Annotated in this window: 11 protein-coding genes; 7 read left to right on the top strand and 4 right to left on the bottom strand. The window is 54.6% G+C overall.

Annotated elements, in window-relative coordinates; all coding sequences use genetic code 11:
* Nucleotides 1-19: 19 nt before the first annotated feature.
* The gene (locus ACYVHX_RS07665) at nucleotides 20-484 is read right to left on the bottom strand and encodes a RidA family protein (RefSeq protein WP_460671047.1); all 465 of its coding nucleotides are present in this window, start codon (nucleotides 482-484) and stop codon (nucleotides 20-22) included.
* A gap of 170 nt (nucleotides 485-654) precedes the next feature.
* The gene (locus ACYVHX_RS07660) at nucleotides 655-1,779 is read right to left on the bottom strand and encodes a FecR family protein (protein WP_460671046.1); all 1,125 of its coding nucleotides are present in this window, start codon (nucleotides 1,777-1,779) and stop codon (nucleotides 655-657) included.
* Nucleotides 1,780-2,274: 495 nt separating this feature from the next.
* Here ACYVHX_RS07660 and ACYVHX_RS07655 point away from each other — a divergent pair, with 495 nt between their 5' ends.
* From ACYVHX_RS07655 to ACYVHX_RS07645, 3 genes are all read left to right on the top strand, one after another.
* Nucleotides 2,275-3,093: a ThuA domain-containing protein gene (locus tag ACYVHX_RS07655; RefSeq protein WP_460671045.1), complete on the top strand. Its 819-nt coding sequence runs from the start codon at nucleotides 2,275-2,277 to the stop codon at nucleotides 3,091-3,093.
* Nucleotides 3,094-3,143: 50 nt separating this feature from the next.
* Nucleotides 3,144-4,370: a DUF5009 domain-containing protein gene (locus ACYVHX_RS07650; RefSeq protein ID WP_460671044.1), complete on the top strand. Its 1,227-nt coding sequence runs from the start codon at nucleotides 3,144-3,146 to the stop codon at nucleotides 4,368-4,370.
* Between the two features lie 118 nt (nucleotides 4,371-4,488).
* The gene (locus ACYVHX_RS07645) at nucleotides 4,489-6,015 is read left to right on the top strand and encodes a T9SS type B sorting domain-containing protein (RefSeq protein ID WP_460671043.1); all 1,527 of its coding nucleotides are present in this window, start codon (nucleotides 4,489-4,491) and stop codon (nucleotides 6,013-6,015) included.
* Between the two features lie 30 nt (nucleotides 6,016-6,045).
* Here the strand turns inward: ACYVHX_RS07645 and ACYVHX_RS07640 are convergent, their stop codons facing one another.
* Complete coding sequence (locus ACYVHX_RS07640) at nucleotides 6,046-7,665, bottom strand: S8 family peptidase (RefSeq protein WP_460671042.1); 1,620 nt, start codon at nucleotides 7,663-7,665, stop codon at nucleotides 6,046-6,048.
* A gap of 283 nt (nucleotides 7,666-7,948) precedes the next feature.
* Between ACYVHX_RS07640 and ACYVHX_RS07635 the strand changes: the two genes are divergently transcribed.
* Entirely contained in the window at nucleotides 7,949-8,140 is a 192-nt protein-coding gene (locus tag ACYVHX_RS07635) for a cold-shock protein (RefSeq protein ID WP_038120070.1), read from the top strand.
* Nucleotides 8,141-8,373: 233 nt separating this feature from the next.
* The gene (locus tag ACYVHX_RS07630; RefSeq protein ID WP_460671041.1) at nucleotides 8,374-10,299 is read left to right on the top strand and encodes a histidinol-phosphatase; all 1,926 of its coding nucleotides are present in this window, start codon (nucleotides 8,374-8,376) and stop codon (nucleotides 10,297-10,299) included.
* 226 nt (nucleotides 10,300-10,525) lie between these two features.
* On the opposite strand, the gene ACYVHX_RS07625 is transcribed toward ACYVHX_RS07630, so the two are convergent.
* The gene (locus ACYVHX_RS07625) at nucleotides 10,526-12,457 is read right to left on the bottom strand and encodes a glycoside hydrolase family 2 protein (protein WP_460671040.1); all 1,932 of its coding nucleotides are present in this window, start codon (nucleotides 12,455-12,457) and stop codon (nucleotides 10,526-10,528) included.
* A 167-nt stretch (nucleotides 12,458-12,624) separates the two neighbouring features.
* Here ACYVHX_RS07625 and ACYVHX_RS07620 point away from each other — a divergent pair, with 167 nt between their 5' ends.
* Together ACYVHX_RS07620 and ACYVHX_RS07615 are read left to right on the top strand one after the other, a co-directional pair.
* On the top strand, nucleotides 12,625-14,364 hold the full coding sequence (locus tag ACYVHX_RS07620; protein ID WP_460671039.1) for a DUF885 family protein: 1,740 nt from the start codon (nucleotides 12,625-12,627) through the stop codon (nucleotides 14,362-14,364).
* Between the two features lie 109 nt (nucleotides 14,365-14,473).
* Entirely contained in the window at nucleotides 14,474-16,882 is a 2,409-nt protein-coding gene (locus tag ACYVHX_RS07615; RefSeq protein WP_460671038.1) for a M1 family metallopeptidase, read from the top strand.
* The last annotated feature ends 47 nt before the right edge of the window (nucleotides 16,883-16,929 follow it).

Genomic DNA, 16,929 nt, shown 5'->3' with positions numbered 1-16,929 from the left:
TAAGCCAATGCGCAATACACTAAATGTAGGCGATGCAGTCCATTTCAACCAGCGAGTCGCCGGGAACTCCGCCGTAAACCGCCACCGTCGTGCGCACCGGCGGCTTGGCACCGAACCGGCCTTTATACACATCGTTCATGCCTTTGTAATCGTTCAGATCGTGCAGAAAAACCGTCACTTTCAGCACTTTTTCCATTGACGATCCGGCTTTGATCAACTCTTTTTCCAGTCCTTTCAATACCTCATCCGTGTGCACTTTGATGTCACCTTCCTTGTGGTAGCCTATTCCGGCAATAAAAACCATATTGCCCAGTTTGGTAGACATGGAGAACAGCGGAATATCCTGCTCGGTCACTACGTTGAACGCTTCTTTCTGCGGAGCCGCTACGCTTGCTTCTGCTTTGGTGGTCGCTACTCCCAGGCCAGTGACACCGGCAACAGAGGCAAAAAGTCTTTTTAGGAGGGATCGGCGTTGTGGTTTCATTAAATTTTAAGAAATAGTTGAATGATTAATAAAAATATTGAATAAATCGTAAAGAAAAGAGCTTTCTACTCGTTTCAGGTTATTTTTCCTGAAAACAGATTCTGACGTTTGGGTCGTGGTGGACGGACCCAATTTTCATTCTCTCTTTCCTGCCTTGGAACGATCTCCTGTCAGGGCTGGCAACCCTGGCTGCTCACGATGATGTGCGCGTCCAGCTGTTCGTAGCGGGCGTTGATCGTGTTACAGATCAGATCCAGTTTTTCGAAAAGCGGTTCGTCATCCAGGGACGCCGTCAGAAAACACGATTTCATGATTTCCTCATCAAACACGATCTTAATTCCGTACGATTTCTCCAGGGTAGCGAACACGTCGGCAATGGGCGTGCGCTTGAATGTAAACGGCTGGATCTGAACGGTTCCGGCCAGCAAAGCCGGCTTTTCGACCACGCTCTTGATCAGGCTCGTGTTGGTAGGCGAAAAGATAATCTGCTGGTTGGGGGTTAAAACAACTCCGCCCAGTTTCGTACTGGCTTTATCCTGGGTTAATTCGGTTTGATTACGGGCGAAAACGGAAACCTTACCGGTTTTAACTACCACTTTAACCTGCGGATCCGTTTCGAATGCCTGAACCGTAAAACTCGTCCCTAAAACTTTCGTTACCAGCCCCTTGGCGTAAACATAAAATGGCTTTTTAGGATCTTTATGAACTTCAAAAAAAGCTTCACCCGTTAAATATACTTCCCGGATACTATCCTGAAACGTGCTGGAATAACTGATGCGACCACCCGGTTTTAACAGCAGCGTACTGCCGTCGGGTAAACTGACTAAACGGGGTGATAAACCGGTGTTGGCTACTTCCTGAAGTGGTGTAGTGGTCTGAGTAATTAACTCGTTATAGGTTACGTCAATTTTGGTGGGGGGCTGGTGAATAAAAAACCGCCAGAACAGGCCAAGCATCACCACAATGCTGGCGGCCATTCCGTAGCGCAGCGGGCGGAACTGGAACCAGTTCACCGACGGTTTCTCGTGACTGTCGAGCGTCTGGTGCAGCCGCTGAATTTCGTGCTGAATTTCCCGGTCGGAGATCGGGAGACGGTCGTTGGAGGGTTGAGCGTAGGCACCATTCAAGCTGCTTAACAGGTGGTGTGCTTTGTCAACCAACTCTTTTTTGTCCGGATTCTGAACCAGCCATTTTTTCCAGAAATCGCTTTCAATGGGGTCATTAAATAGTTTCCAGCGTTGAAAAGACAGATCAATGGCTAATTCTTCAGGTTCAAAATTCCGGTAATCTTGCATACAAATTGGTAACGCTTTGCTATCTGTAGTAAAGATGCAAGCCTGTGCGGTCAATACTCTATTTTCCAAAATTATATTTCGATTTTTTTAAAATCCCGGCAATAATGCGTCTTCCAACGAGCGGTTTTCCCGGAAATGGACCGGCCGTATGCCGCCCGCTCGAAGCCGATCGGTACGCCGGTAGCCGCGATCTGTTTTTTTATTCAGCTGATTTTTTACCTTTGCCCGTATTCGTCAGGCTTCCGTTGAAAAGTCATCTACGCATTCGGTTTATTCGCTACTAAACCCGTAAAACCGGCTGGATAGTATGCAATGGAAAAAGAGTTTTAAGCTGATTTTAGCGGAGAAATACCGACGCGTTATGCTGAAAAAAGGGGTAGATAATCCGGGATAAAATCTTTTCTTTTCAGAATTGTAACGGATTTTGATAAAATAATGCGTTGGAAATTACTGGCTATGTACGGCAAAATTGTACCGGTTTTAAGTCGAATTCGTATGCTGAAAATAGACCCGTCTGATATCGTGAAGAAGCAAACTATACGGTTGTTTTATCTCTCTTTTTTTTGGACTTTAAGTGCTGTACTTCACCCGGTTTTTGGCCAGGATAAAAAGCCGGTTTTTCGGGTGGTGGTCATGGCGGAGAAGGACGGGGGAGTTCACGCGCCTTTTGTGGCTGCCGCTAAAAAATGGCTTCAGGAAGCGGCCCGGCGTCATCAGTTTACCATCGATTATATCGAAGATTCCGGCCCGATCAACGATGCGTTTCTGGCAAACTACCAGGTGTTTATTCAACTGAACTACCCGCCTTACCGATGGACCGATGCGGCCAAAACCGCTTTCGAAAAGTTTATCCGCGAAGGCAAGGGCGGGGGCTGGGTCGGCTTCCACCACGCTAGCCTGCTGGGCGAGTTTGATGGCTTTCCGATGTGGCCGTGGTTTTCGGCGTTTATGGGCGGTATTCGGTACAAGAATTACATTCCCGGTTTTGCCAGGGCAACCGTGCAGGTGGAAGCCCGGTCGCACCCGGTCATGCGCGGATTGCCGGCATCGTTCGAGGTAGAAAAAGAAGAGTGGTATACGTACAACAAAAGTCCGCGTCCCAACGTCAAGGTATTGGCAACCGTCGACGAAGCGACGTACGTGCCCGATTCCGAGATCAAGATGGGCGGTGACCATCCGGTGATCTGGTCCAACGAAACCATGAAAGCCCGGAACGTCTATATTTTTATGGGTCACCACCCGGATTTATTTAAAAATGAAGCGTTTAAAACGATTTTCCAAAACGCAATTCTGTGGGCTTCGGGTCATCCGTAGGCTACCCTGTCGCCCGGTTCCGTGCCCAAGCTAACTTCCTAACCGCAACCATGAACAAAACCGGAACCTCAACCTCCCAATTCACGACGCTGAACGCGCTTAATTCGGCGCGGGTGGGGGCCATCGACATCATACGGGCCTTGACGATGGTGTTGATGATTTTCGTCAATGACCTCTGGTCGCTGACCCACATTCCGGGCTGGCTGGAGCACGTACCCCCGGGCGTTGATGGCATTGGGCTGGCCGACGTGGTTTTTCCGGCTTTCCTCTTTATTGTCGGTATGTCGCTGCCTTTCGCCGTCGATAACCGGCGGAAAAAAGGCGACAACACCCGCCAGCTCGTGGGGCATGTGCTGCTCCGGTCGGTGGCCCTGCTGACGATGGGCCTATGGCTGGTCAACGGCGAATCCATCAACGAAACTGCCACGGGCCTGTCCCGGCTTTTGTGGAATGTTTTGTCCTGTACATCGTTTATTCTGATCTGGAACTCGTACCCGAAAACCGCCCCGAAAGCGCTGGTAACGGGCTTAAAGGCCGCGGGCATCCTGACGTTGCTCGTGCTGGCGGTGATCTATCGCGGTGGGGAATCCGAAAAAATCAACCGGTTTGAGCCGCAGTGGTGGGGCATTCTGGGCCTGATTGGCTGGTCGTACCTGGTGGCGGCTCTGGTGACGGTTTTTGCCCGAAACCGGCTGGTCGTGCTGGTTGCCGCCTGGTTTGGTTTTGCCGGTTTGAGCCTGGTGGCCCACGCAAACCTGTTGCCCGAAGCGCTCAATTTCATTCCGGGAGCCATCCGCAACGGAACGCTCGTGGGCCTGAGCATGGGCGGTGTCGTGACCGCGACCTTGTTTCGCTATTACCGCCGGAAGGCCGATAACCAGCGGATGATTCTGCTTTTCGCCGTCATGGCGATTGTCCTGATCGGCCTGTCGATGATGGTGCGGCCCTACTGGGGGCTGGCCAAGCTGGGCGAAACACCGGCCTGGCTGTTTTTGTGCAGTGCCTTTACCCTGCTGGCGTTTATGCTCATTTACTGGATGGCGGATATTCGGGGGCAGAGCCGCTGGTTCAGCTTCGTCAGACCCGCCGGAACCGATACACTGCTTTGTTACCTGCTACCGTATTTTGCGTATGCAACCACCGCTTTTCTCGGTATTCATTTGCCGGAAGTTCTGCTAACGGGCGGCATCGGTCTGCTGAAATCGTTTCTGTTTGCGCTGTTGTGCGTCTGGATAACCGGCTTGCTCAGTCGGGCCGGTATCCGCCTGAAGCTGTGAGCAGGCCGGCAAAATGCAGGCGGCTCATCCAGAAAACCGGGCGTGATCCGGGGCCGCACTAAATTCCCGAAAAGCCCGTATATTACGTTTCTGATTCTTACCTCGTTGTACGGAACGTATGCAGAAAGGTGCGGTTTGGGCGGTTTTTTGGCTGGCAGCATTCCTCCCCGGGATGACTTGGGCGCAGAACCTCATTCCAAATGGCGGTTTTGAACACTACCGGACCTGTCCGCGCCAGGATAACCTGCTGGAAGAAGCCGTTCCGTGGTTCAATCCCAACGGTGCTACGCCCGATTTTTACCACCAGTGTCTGCCCACCGCCCAGATGGAGCTGCCACCCCGCAGCGGGCAGGGACTGGCGCGTTTGTTTCTGGACGTCAACTGGGCGGAATACCTGGCAAGTCCGCTGGCGAAACCGCTGGAAGCCAATGCGTGCTATTTTTTCGAACTCTACATTGCCACGCCGAGTCCGGCCCGCTACCTGTCGGGAAACATCGGGGCCTGTTTTTCCGAACAACCGCTGGCGGCCACGGGCAAGGAGCTGTTCGCGGTTGTCCCTCAGGTGCTCGATCAGGCCCTGAATACCGGGATGCCGCGCCTACGCTGGGAGCGGATTTCGGGCTACGTCAAAGCCAAAGGGGGAGAACGGTTCGTGACGATCGGGAGCTTCAAAAAACTACCGGTTTTTCTGGGCTTCTTTTACCTGTTCATCGATGATGTTTCGCTGCTCCCGATCCAACTGGATTTGGGGAAAGACACCACCCTTTGCGGCCATAAAAGCACGGTTTTGCTCAATGCAACCACCCCCGGCGCCACGGGCTATCGCTGGCACGACGGCAGCACGTCCCCGACCTTGCTGGTCACCAAACCGGGGACGTATTCGGTGACGGTGACGACGCCCTGCACCGTCCTGCAAGATACGATCCGGGTCGATTACGCCCTTGATTTCGATTTGGGACGCGACACCACGCTTTGCGAAGGACAAACGTTAACCCTCACCGCCCCCGGCATTATTCCACCCGCCTTTCGCTGGCAGGATGGTTCGACCGCCCGTTCGTACGCCGTCAACCAGGCCGGTTTATACAGCTTGCGGGTCGAGCAGGGCGGTTGCGTAGCCACCGACAGCATTCAGGTGCGGTATGTGCGGCCACCCCGGCTGAATCTGGGGCTGGATCAAAATCTGTGTGGCTCGGAAGTGTTTACGATCCGGCCCGAGTACGCCGAAGGACAATTCAACTGGCAGGACCAATCGACGGAACCCGAACGAACTGTCGGGCAATCCGGCCTGTTTCGGGCGTCCGTGCGCAACGACTGCGCTACCGTCAGCGATTCCATCGTGATTTCGTACGGCGATTGCGGCTGCGTGATTCATACACCGGATGGGTTTACGCCCAACACCGATGGGCAGAACGACCGGTTTCAGCCCGTTGCCTGCGGAGACATCACCATCACCAGGTTGGCGGTTTTCAATCGCTGGGGGGAGCTTATCTTCCAGACGGCGGCACCACCGTTTGCGTGGGACGGAATTTATCAGGGGAAAGGTTGCCCGGCCGGTGTGTATGGCTGGCAGATTGAGTACCAGTTGCGCCAGGGAACCGGTTTTTTGTCCGCACAAAAAAAGGGAGCCCTCAGCCTGATTCGGTGAGGGCTCCCCAAGGGTTTGATTTAAAAACCGTTAGCCTTTCTTGGCAGCCGCTGCGGCTTCTTCGGCCTGGGCCAGCTTGACGGCTTCGTAAAGATTCACGATGGCCCCGGTTTTCGACAGATCCGAGAAATCAACCAGGTTGGTGGATTCGGGACGCAGCACCTTGCGGTTTTGCACCACCGCCGATTTTTCGATGATTCGCTTTATATCCGTGGACGTCAGTTTCGGGAAATACGATTTCAGAACGGCCGCAATACCGGTTACGACCGGAGCCGCCATGCTCGTACCGCTCAGGTTGTCGTAGCCATTCTTGGGCGTGGTGGAATAAATCGCCATGCCCGGTGCAAACACGTCAACGGTTTTTCGGCCGTAATTGGAAAAGGACGCCACCAGGTTTTCGTCGTTTTTCGACGTAATCGCGCCCACCGTAATCAGGTTGGGAATGGCCGAACCGTCCATAAACCGGTCGGCCGGAAAACTGGCGGTCGAATCGAGCAGCTTGTTGTCATTCCCCGCGGCATGAATCAGCAGAACGCCTTTGGAAAGAGCGTACCGCATGGCGTCGTCGACGGTTTTGCGCTGGGGTGACACATCCTTTCCAAAACTCATGTTGATGATCTGAGCGCCGTTATTGACCGCATACCGGATGGCATTGGCCACATCCTTGTCGCGTTCGTCGCCGTCCGGAACGGCCCGGATGGCCATAATCCGGACCTGATCGGCCACACCCAGCACGCCGAGGTTGTTGGTGCGGTCGGCGGCAATGATTCCGGCCACGTGCGTGCCGTGCAGGGCGTCGGGGCCCGTGATATCCGGATTGCCGTAGGCGGTTTCGTTCAGGTCGTTGGGATTGTCGCCCACAATCGAGCGGCTTTCGTAGTCCGGATTATAAGCGTATTCGGCTTTGGCTTTGAGATCTTCCAGGCCCCTTTCGAGTTCCTTCTGAATATCTTCCGCCTGCGCGAAGCCCTGTTCGGCGGTCATTTCGTACAGCGCTCCGGCGGCTTTTTTGACAAAATCATTGTCGGTAGCCGGGTTGCGCAGGGTGGCCGTATCCAGTTTCGACACCCCCAGGGCGGTTTTCAGTCCGCCGATGATCGTAACCAACTGGTTGCTGAATTCGCTGTATGATTTGAACTGCTCCTGGTATTCGGAGCGTTTCTTTTCCACTTCCGTTTTGTACTTCACAAACAGATCGTAGTCTTTCTGCTGCGCCGGTTTGAGGGCCGCCCGTTTTTTGCCTTCGTAGAGCGGACGGAGCCGGGCGTATTGCCGGGTCACTTCGGCGGTTTCGTACTGCACATTGCGGCCATCTTTCCCACCAATAAAATTCCAGCCGTGAACGTCATCGACAAATCCGTTTTTATCGTCGTCGATGCCATTGCCGGGAATTTCTTTCGGGTTGGTCCACAAAATCCGTTTCAAATCTTCGTGCGTTGAATCAATCCCGCCGTCGATCACCGCCACGACGACCGGGATCGGTTTGCGGTCGTTGAGTAACTCGCGGTAGGTCCGGTCGGTGCTGATTCCCCAGACGCTATCGGCTTTCGAATCTAGGTGAAACCATTGGGACGTCTGACTAAAAGCCGCACCGGACAGAAGAATGGTAGAAAGACTGAACAGTCGGAACACCAACTTTTTAAACGCCATAAAAGAAAAATTATCAGTTGATTACCTGTTAACAACCGAAAGGGAATCTGTGTTCGTGCCGCTAACAGAGCAATATAACGAATCGAAGGTGAGTTGCGGTATATTTTGCTGCGAATTGGATTCAGATTCGAAAATTTCACCCAATCAAGGGGAGAACGAGGTCCCCCGAACGCTGAGAGCCTGACGGGCCTTTGGACCGATTTTCAAAATAAATCGGAGGTGTTGTGCGGTTCTGATTTATTTTGACTAACTTTGGTAAAATTTTCAAATACAATACAATATAATGCAAACAGGAACTGTTAAATTTTTTAATGAACTCAAAGGGTTTGGGTTTATTACCCCTTCGGATTCAGACAAAGACATCTTCGTTCACGTATCCGGTTTGATCGATGAAATTCGTGAGAATGACAAAGTTCAATTCGAAGTAGAACAAGGTAAAAAAGGTCTGAACGCCGTTAACGTAGAAGTTATTTAATCGAAAGATATAGATACTGAAGCGATTAAGAACATGCCCGGCGGGCATGTTCTTTTTTTTTATGCCCGGTTTTTGGTGTTTGTTAGTCAACATTCGCTATTCGGGGTTCGATGTTGTTTTCCGTTCTTAATCATGAATAGTGAATAACGAGCACCGAATTAGAATTACAAAGCCGGGTCGGTTAGAAACCGGCCGTCGGTCGCTTTCCCGGTTGCATCCTCTTTCTGACCGTCATGCGACCCTTCCTGCTTGCATTCTTTCTGCTCATCGCGCTCTCAGTGGCGCAGGCCCAGAACTGGTACAAAGGCAACCTGCACACGCATTCGCTCTGGAGCGACGGCGACGATTATCCCGAAATGATCATGGACTGGTACAAGGCCAACGGCTATCACTTCGTTGGCCTGTCGGATCATAACACGTTTCAGGAAGGGGAGCGGTGGATCAAGGTGCCCCGCGCGCCCGAACGCCGACGCACCTTTGAGCGGTATCTGCGAACGTTCGGCCCCGACTGGGTCAAGTACGAAACCGGCCCGAACGATTCGCTGAAAGTCCGGCTGAAAAACCTGAGCGAATACCGAAGCTATTTTGAAGAACCGGGTAAGTTCCTGATTCTGAAAAGCGAAGAGGTTTCCACCGGTTTTCAGGGCAAGCCCATTCATATCAACATGACCAACGTGCAGAACCTGCTGCGGCCCCTGCCGGGCAATAGCGTGGCCGAGGTGATGCAGAATAACATCGACGCCCTGGTGGCGCAACGGCGGCAGACCAGCCAGCCCATGTTTCCGCACATCAATCACCCGAATTTTTATTACGCGATCACGGCCAACGACCTCATGCAGCTTCGGCACGAGCGGTTTTTTGAGGTTTTCAACGGCCACCCGCTCGTACATAACTACGGCGACAGCACCCGCGAAGGCACCGAGTCAATGTGGGACAAAATTAACCTGCATTTTCTCAAACAGGGCCGTCCGCTGATGCTCGGTCTGGCCACCGACGACAGCCACCATTATTATTTCTTTGGTCCCACGTTCAGCAATTCGGGCCGGGCCTGGGTCATGGTGAACGCGCCCGAACTGAAACCCAACACGATTATCGAAGCCCTGGAAGCCGGGCGGTTTTATGCCACCACGGGCGTGACGCTGGAAAACCTGACGCAAACCGCTTCGACGCTGGCGTTCAAGATCAAAGCCGAACCCACGGTTAGCTACCGAATCCAGTTTATCGGCATTCGGCACGGGCAGGAAAAACCGGAAGTGCTCCGCGAGCTGACCGGCACGGAAGCGCGCTACGCGATTACCGACGAGCGGCTGGTGCGGGCCAAAATCATATCCAGCAAGCCCAAATACAACCCGTTTGAAGCCGGTGATGTCGAAACCGCCTGGACGCAGCCCATCGCCCGATTGGAAGCTCCGCAGCCGCTGGCGACCGCCAAGCCGCTGCCCAACGCCCACGCGCACAACGATTACGAGCAGTCAAGGCCGCTCTGGGATGCGCTCGACCACGGTTTTACGAGCGTCGAAGCGGATGTGTATGCCAACGGTGATTCGCTCTATGTGGCCCACAACCGCCCGGCTTTCTGGAACGTGGACCGATCCCTTGAAAACCTGTACCTGCGTCCGCTGGCCGCCCGAATCCGGCAAAACGGGGGCCGGGTGTATCCGAAGTACAACGGCCCGGTTTACCTGATGATCGACTTCAAAACCGGGGCCGACAGCACCTACAAAGCGCTGGAAAACGTCCTACAACGGTATCGCTCCATCCTGACGAGTTGCCGGGGAAACCGCTGTCAGCCGGGCGCGGTAACGGTTTTTATTTCCGGAAACCGGCCAATTGAAACCCTGAAAAAAGCAAAAAACCGTCTGGCGGGCATCGACGGTCGGCCGGCTGATCTGGGCAAGGGGTTCAGTCCGAACCTGATGCCGGTGGTCAGCGATTCGTACACCAATCAATTGAGCTGGCGGGGGCAGGGACCCCTGCCCGATGAGCAATTCCGGAAGCTCAGGCAACTGGTGCAGCGCGTTCACGGCGAAGGAAAAAAACTGCGGCTCTGGGCCTGCCCCGAAGATCCGGCGGTTTGGGCCAAACTCCGTGAAGCCGGGGCCGATTTCCTGAGCACTGACCAACTGGAACTGGTGCGGGATTTTTTGCTGAAAGAGTGATAAAAGGCAATTTTAATTTTCACTACGCAACGCCCCCAAAACTGTCCCGCTGAATGACGGACTGAGCAAAGTGACTGGCGATAACGAAACCGGTTTTCGGGAACCGCCGACGCGACCTATCGCAGCAAAGGCGGGGCGTTTAAACCGGGAGCGTTAGCCCGTAAAATCCTCCCCGTTTCCGGCTTCAAAAACCGGGTACGATTTTACGGCTAACGCCTACGGGCCATTATTTAAACAAAGGCGCGTGAATTTCCCGCAGCGTTTCCACCGGAATCTTGATCACTTCCCGGTCGTAGGTCAGCAGCCCGTTGACTTCGCCTTCGACGTCGGTGGTCTGGGTGTAAACGGCCGCCGAAACGCCGTTTTTCTGGTACATTTCCACCATTTTACCGTATTTGGTGCGGTAGGCTTTCAAAACCGCATCCTTGTCCTGGTAGGTTTGGTAGCCCCAGTTCCGTTTGTTGGGGTCCCAGAGGTGGCCCGAGACCGGCCAGCCGATACCGCCAAACTCGCCCACCACAATCACGCGGTCTTTTTTGGCTTCCGGAATGTTCGGCACTTCCTGATAGGTGTGAATGTCGTAGAAATCACCCGCGCCCAGATCGGTCCAGCCGCTGGCGGCATTGATCAGGCGGCTCGGGTCGAGTGCCTTCGTCCAGTCGGCCAGCCGGACGTTGTCGTATTGGCCCCAGCCTTCGTTGTGCACCACCCAGGTCACGATGCTCGGGTGATTATGCAGCCGGTTCATCATCCGGCGCAATTCCAGCTCAAACTGTTCCTTGCCTTTCGACCGGCGCAGCGGCTCGACGTTTTCCGAAGGGTGCATATCCTGACCGCTCAAAAAGCCCGACGGCATATCCTGCCAGACCATAATGCCCAGCCGGTCGCAGTGGTAATAATACCGGGCCGGTTCCACCTTGATGTGTTTTCGGAGCATGTTAAAACCGGATTTTTTCAGGAAATCGATTTCGAATACCATCGCGTCGTCCGAAGGGGGCGTCAGCAAACTGCCCGGCCACCAGCCCTGATCGAGCGGCCCGTTCTGAAACACCACTTTGTTGTTCAGCAACAGCATGGGTTGTCCGGCCACCGGGCCCGGTCCCATCGAAATTTTCCGCATGGCGAAATAGCTCGTCACGGCATCGGCCGCGTTGCCGCTCACCACCGCTTTGGCGTAAGCCGAACGCTCGGCTTCGTTATGGCGCGGGCGGTTGCGGTTTTCGGTATTGGGGAACGGATCATTCACCGTGACCAGCTCGGCTTTCAGGTTGTAGAGAAACGGGCTGTCGGGCGACCACAGTTTCGGATTGTTGATGGGCACATACGCCACCCGCCCCGACCGGATCAGCAGGCTCGACACGGTTTGCGTTCCGTCCAGCGCCGTCAGCCGGATAGCGCTCGTTGGACTCGTAATCGGTTTGTTCAGCAACACTTCCACCCGGATGCGGCTCGAATCCAGGTCCGGCGTAATGCGAACTTCTTCGATGTAGCCCGGATTCGGAACCGGCTCCAGCCAGACGGTTTGCCAGATGCCCGAAACCGGGGTATACCAGATGCCGTTCGGATTGAACACCTGCTTGCCGCGCGGTTGCTCGCCTTCCGTCGTTGGGTCGGTAACGCCCAGCACCAGCTCATTCTGGCCCGCTTTCAGGAAATCCGTGATGTCAAAGTCAAACGGGTCCGAACCGCCCGTGTGGGAGCCCACCAGCCCGCCGTTGAGCCATAGATTGCATTCGTAATCCACCGCACCGAAGTGCAGCAGCACCCGCTGGCCGTTCCAGGCCGCCGGGATGGTGATTTTCCGACGGTACCAGAGCCGCTGATTGGTGTTCAGGCCTTTGGTTACTTTCGAAAGGGTCGATTCCACGGCGAACGGCACCAGAATCTGGCCGTCGAATTTCGCGGGCTGGCCCTCGGTTTTGGGCCGGATGGCGTATTCCCACATTCCGTTCAGGTTCTGCCAGTTGGCCCGGACCATCTGCGGTCGCGGGTATTCGCGCCAGGCATTTTCGGGCGTTACCTGCTTCTCCCACCGGCTTAAAATGGCTGCTTTTGCCGGGCCCGAGGCCGGTGTCTGCGCCAGTGCGGGGGCAATAAGCAGGGTTCCGAAAAACAGACCGCGTACTAAATCGCGGGAACTTTGAATAAACTGTTTCATAAGTTGGGGTAATTTCTCTTCAAAAGCGCCGAAAGCGGAATACCTACTAAAAAAGGCCGCGAAGGATGGCGGTATTGCTTTCTGCACAAAATGTAGGTGGTAATTTGCGAATGGTTTCTTTTCTCAATATTATCCGGACCAATCCGGGGAATGACGGACGGTAAAAAATGGACCTTATGAAACGTTTAGGAATCACCCTGCTGATCGCGGTTTGTTCAACGACGGTTTTTGCCCAGCCCACGCCAGTGACCGGTTTGTCCCGGCAGACGAGCGATGTGCACCACCTGCTGACGCAGTACGAAGCCGATTGGGGCAGCCTGAGCCGGTTTTATACCATCACCAATTCGCCCGAGCGCCGGGAGCGGTTGAAAACATTTCATACGGAGTACCTGAAGCAGTTGCAGCAACTGGATTTCGACCGGATGAACACCGACAGCCGCGTGGATTATTTGCTGTTTCAGCGCAATCTGCGGAATGAACTCCAGGAGTTGGCCGACGAAGAAAAAGAGTTTAATCAGACCAAGAACTGGTTTCCGTTTGCGGATAAAATTTACAGCCTCGAAAAGCTCCGTCGGCGCGGCACTCCGCTGGTGGCCGAACAGGTCGCGGTCGATTTGAACAGCATTGGAAAAGACATTCTGGCCAGCCGGAAGACGGTTGAAAGAACGGAGAAGATCGACCCCGCGCTGGCCCGGCGCGCCGAAGGAACCGCCAAAGGCTTGCAGGCGGCTTTGAAAAGCGTGTTTACCTTTTACAATGCCTACGACCCGTCGTTTAGCTGGTGGGTGCCCCAACCGTACCGCAAAACCGACAGCCTGTTGACGGCTTACACCAGCCTGTTGAGTAAAAAAATCCGGGAAGCGGCCCCAACCCAGGACGATGGCAGCGGAATTGCGGGCATTGCCGTGGGGCGCGAGGAACTGCTCCGGCAGTTGCAGTACGAAATGATTCCGTATTCGCCGGAAGACCTCGTGGATATAGCCAACCGCGAATTTGCCTGGTGCGACCGCGAGCTGCTGAAAGCGTCGAAGGAAATGGGATTTGGTACCGACTGGAAAGCCGCCCAGGAAAAAGTTAAAAACAGCGTGGTGCCCGCCGGTCGGCAACCGGAGCTGATTTTGCGGCTGTATAATGAGTCGATTGCGTTTCTGAAGCAGAAAGACCTGATCACAATTCCGCCGGTTGCGGAGGAAACCTGGCGGATGCAGATGATGTCGCCCGCCCGGCAAAAAGTCAGTCCGTTTTTTCTGGGGGGCGAAACGATCCTGATCTCGTATCCGACGGACGCGATGAGCCACGAAGACAAGCTGATGAGCATGCGCGGAAACAACCCGCATTTCTCCCGCTCCACGGTGCACCACGAGCTCATTGCCGGACACCATTTGCAGGGATTTATGAACAATCGCTACAAAACCTACCGGCATTTCGACACGCCGTTCTGGACCGAGGGCTGGGCCTTGTACTGGGAGATGATTCTGTGGGATCTGGGCTTTCCGCAGTCGCCGGAAGACCGCATCGGCATGTTGTTCTGGCGGATGCACCGCTGCGCCCGCATCATTTTCTCGCTTAATTACCACCTCGGCAAATGGTCACCGCAGCAGTGCATCGACTTTCTGGTCGATCGGGTCGGGCACGAGCGGGCCAACGCCGAGGGCGAAGTGCGCCGGTCGTTCGTGGGCGGCTATCCTCCGCTTTACCAACTGGCGTACATGACCGGCGGTTTTCAGTTTTACGGACTGAAAAAAGAATTTGTGGACAGCAAAAAGATGACCTACAAGCAGTTTCACGACGCCATTATGCAGATGAATGCCATGCCGGTCGAGATGATCCGCGCCATCCTGACCAACCAGAAGCTGAACAAGGATTTCAAGACGACCTGGCGGTTTTACGGGAAAGACGGGAAATAGGCGAGACGCGATTCCTGTCCGGAAATTTGGGACGCTTCTTCTTTCATTTTATCTTTACCCTTTTCATAGTAACCCGCTTTTATACCAACACTTCGATCAACAGATGAGAATGAAACGTTCCGCATTGCTTGCGGTTTTCCTGGGTCTGCCGGCCTTCGTCTGGGCTCAGGCACCTTCGTCGCCCAACTATAAGGCCAACGACCGGTTTGAGCAGCTGGGGCCCCAATTGCCCACGCCCAACACCTTTCGGACCGCAGCCGGCGCGCCCGGCCGCGATTTTTTCCAGAACCGGGCCGACTACGACATCAAGGTGGAACTGGACGATGCCAACCAGAAAATCATCGGTACGGAAACCGTAACGTACTTTAACAATTCACCCGACGTTCTGAAGTACATCTGGCTTCAACTGGATCAGAACCTGTTCGAAAAGAATTCGACGGCCAATTTAAGTACGCAATCGGTGGTTTCGGCCAGCGGCACCAGCCTGACGCGCCTGCACAACCTCAACAACGCCGAACCCGGTGCCCAGACCGATCCCCAGAAAGAATATGGTCATAAACTAACCGCCGTTCGGACTGCGGCCGGAAAGCCGCTGAAGTATGCCGTCAACGGAACCATGATGCGGGTCGAGCTGCCCACGCCCTTAAAACCGGGTCAGAATTTCGTTTTTACGGTCGACTGGAATTACAACATCACCACTTATTACGGCCGGAGCGGTTTTGAATATTTTCCGGGGGATGGCAACCGGAATTACTTTATTGCGCACTGGTTTCCGCGCCTGTGTGCCTACGATGACGTAAACGGCTGGCAAAACAAGCAATTTCTGGGGCAGGGCGAGTTCACGCTCATTTTCGGAAATTACAAGGTCGCCATTACCGTGCCGAGCGACCACATCGTGGGTTCCACCGGCGAATGTCTCAACTACAAACAGGTGCTGACACCCACGCAATTTCAGCGGTTGCAGAAGGCCGCCACTTCCAAAACCCCGCTTAAAATCGTGACGCAGGCCGAAGCCGTCGCTGCGGAAAAAGCCGGGGGCGCAAACGCCAAACCGACCGGCAAGAAAACCTGGATCTACAAAGCCGACAACGTGCGCGACTTCGCCTTTGCGTCTTCCCGCAAATTCATCTGGGATGCCATGCAAACCGACGTTTACGGCGACGGGCGCAAAATCTGGAGTATGTCGTTCTACTCCAAAGAAGGTAACCCGCTCTGGGAGCAATACTCGACCCGGGCCGTGGAGCATACGTTGAAATCCTACGGAAACCGGACCTTCAAGTACCCGTACCCCGTAGCCATTTCCTGCCACGCGACCCGCTACGGCGGCATGGAATACCCGATGATCAGCTTCAACGGTGGGCGGCCCGACCCGGACGGCACGTATTCCGAAAGCAACAAAGCCGGAATGATCGGGGTGATTATCCACGAAGTGGGACACAACTTTTTTCCGATGATCGTCAACTCCGACGAGCGGCAGTGGACCTGGATGGACGAAGGACTGAACAGCTTTTGTCAATACCTGGCGGAGAAGGAGTGGGATTATAACTTCCCGAGCGGCTACGGCGAACCGTACCGCATCGTTCCGTACATGAAGTCAGACCCGTCTCAGTTGACGCCGATCATGACCTCGTCCGACAACATTCTGCAGTTTGGTCCGAATGCCTACGACAAACCGGCCGTTGCCTTGAACATCCTGCGCGAAACGGTCATGGGCCGCGAGTTGTTTGACTACGCGTTCAAGGAATATGCGCGTCGGTGGGCTTTTAAGAATCCGAGCCCGGCGGATTTCTTCCGGACGATGGAAGATGCCTCGGGCGTGGATCTGGACTGGTTCTGGAAGGGCTGGTTCTACGGCGTGGAGCCCGTCGATCAGGATCTGGTCGAAGTCGATTGGTACACGATCAACACCCAGAACCCCGACGTTGAAAAAGCCCTCGCCCGCACCGAAGCCGAAGGCAAGGCCAAAACCATCAGCAAGCTGCGCGATGCGGCCACCCAGCAACAAAGCGTCGTGGCTCAGGACTCGACCATGAAGGACTTCTACAACAGCTACGATCCCTACGCGGTGACGGACGCCGACCGGGAAAAATACCAGGAATATCTGACGACGCTCACCGATCAGGAGCGCAGGGTGCTCAACACCACCGGCAACTTCTACACGCTGACGCTGAAGAACAAAGGCGGTTTGCCCATGCCGGTGATTGTCAGGATGCAGTTTGAGGACGGCACGGATTCGGTGGCTCGTTTTCCGGCGGAGATCTGGCGGTTCAACGACGGGCAGATTCAGAAGGTGATTGCCACGGCCAAGAAGGTGACCCAGTGGACGCTCGACCCTTTCCAGGAAATTGCCGACATTGACACCGAAAACAATTCATTCCCGCGGCAGGCGCAACGGCCCACCCGCTTCCAGTTGTTCAAACAGCAGGGAGCGAGCCGTGGCGCTGCCAATCCGATGCAGCAACAACGGCAGGCGACGGAGCAAAAACCGGCCACGCAGGGCGGAGCGCCGAAGAATTAAAAAGAGAAGGCTAACTGTAAAAGGGTGATTGGTACCTGTAAAAATGG

It is taken from the genome of Larkinella ripae, assembly GCF_054780775.1.
The sequence above is the reverse complement of the archived record's forward strand: the minus strand, read 5'-3'. Positions and strand labels throughout refer to the sequence as shown.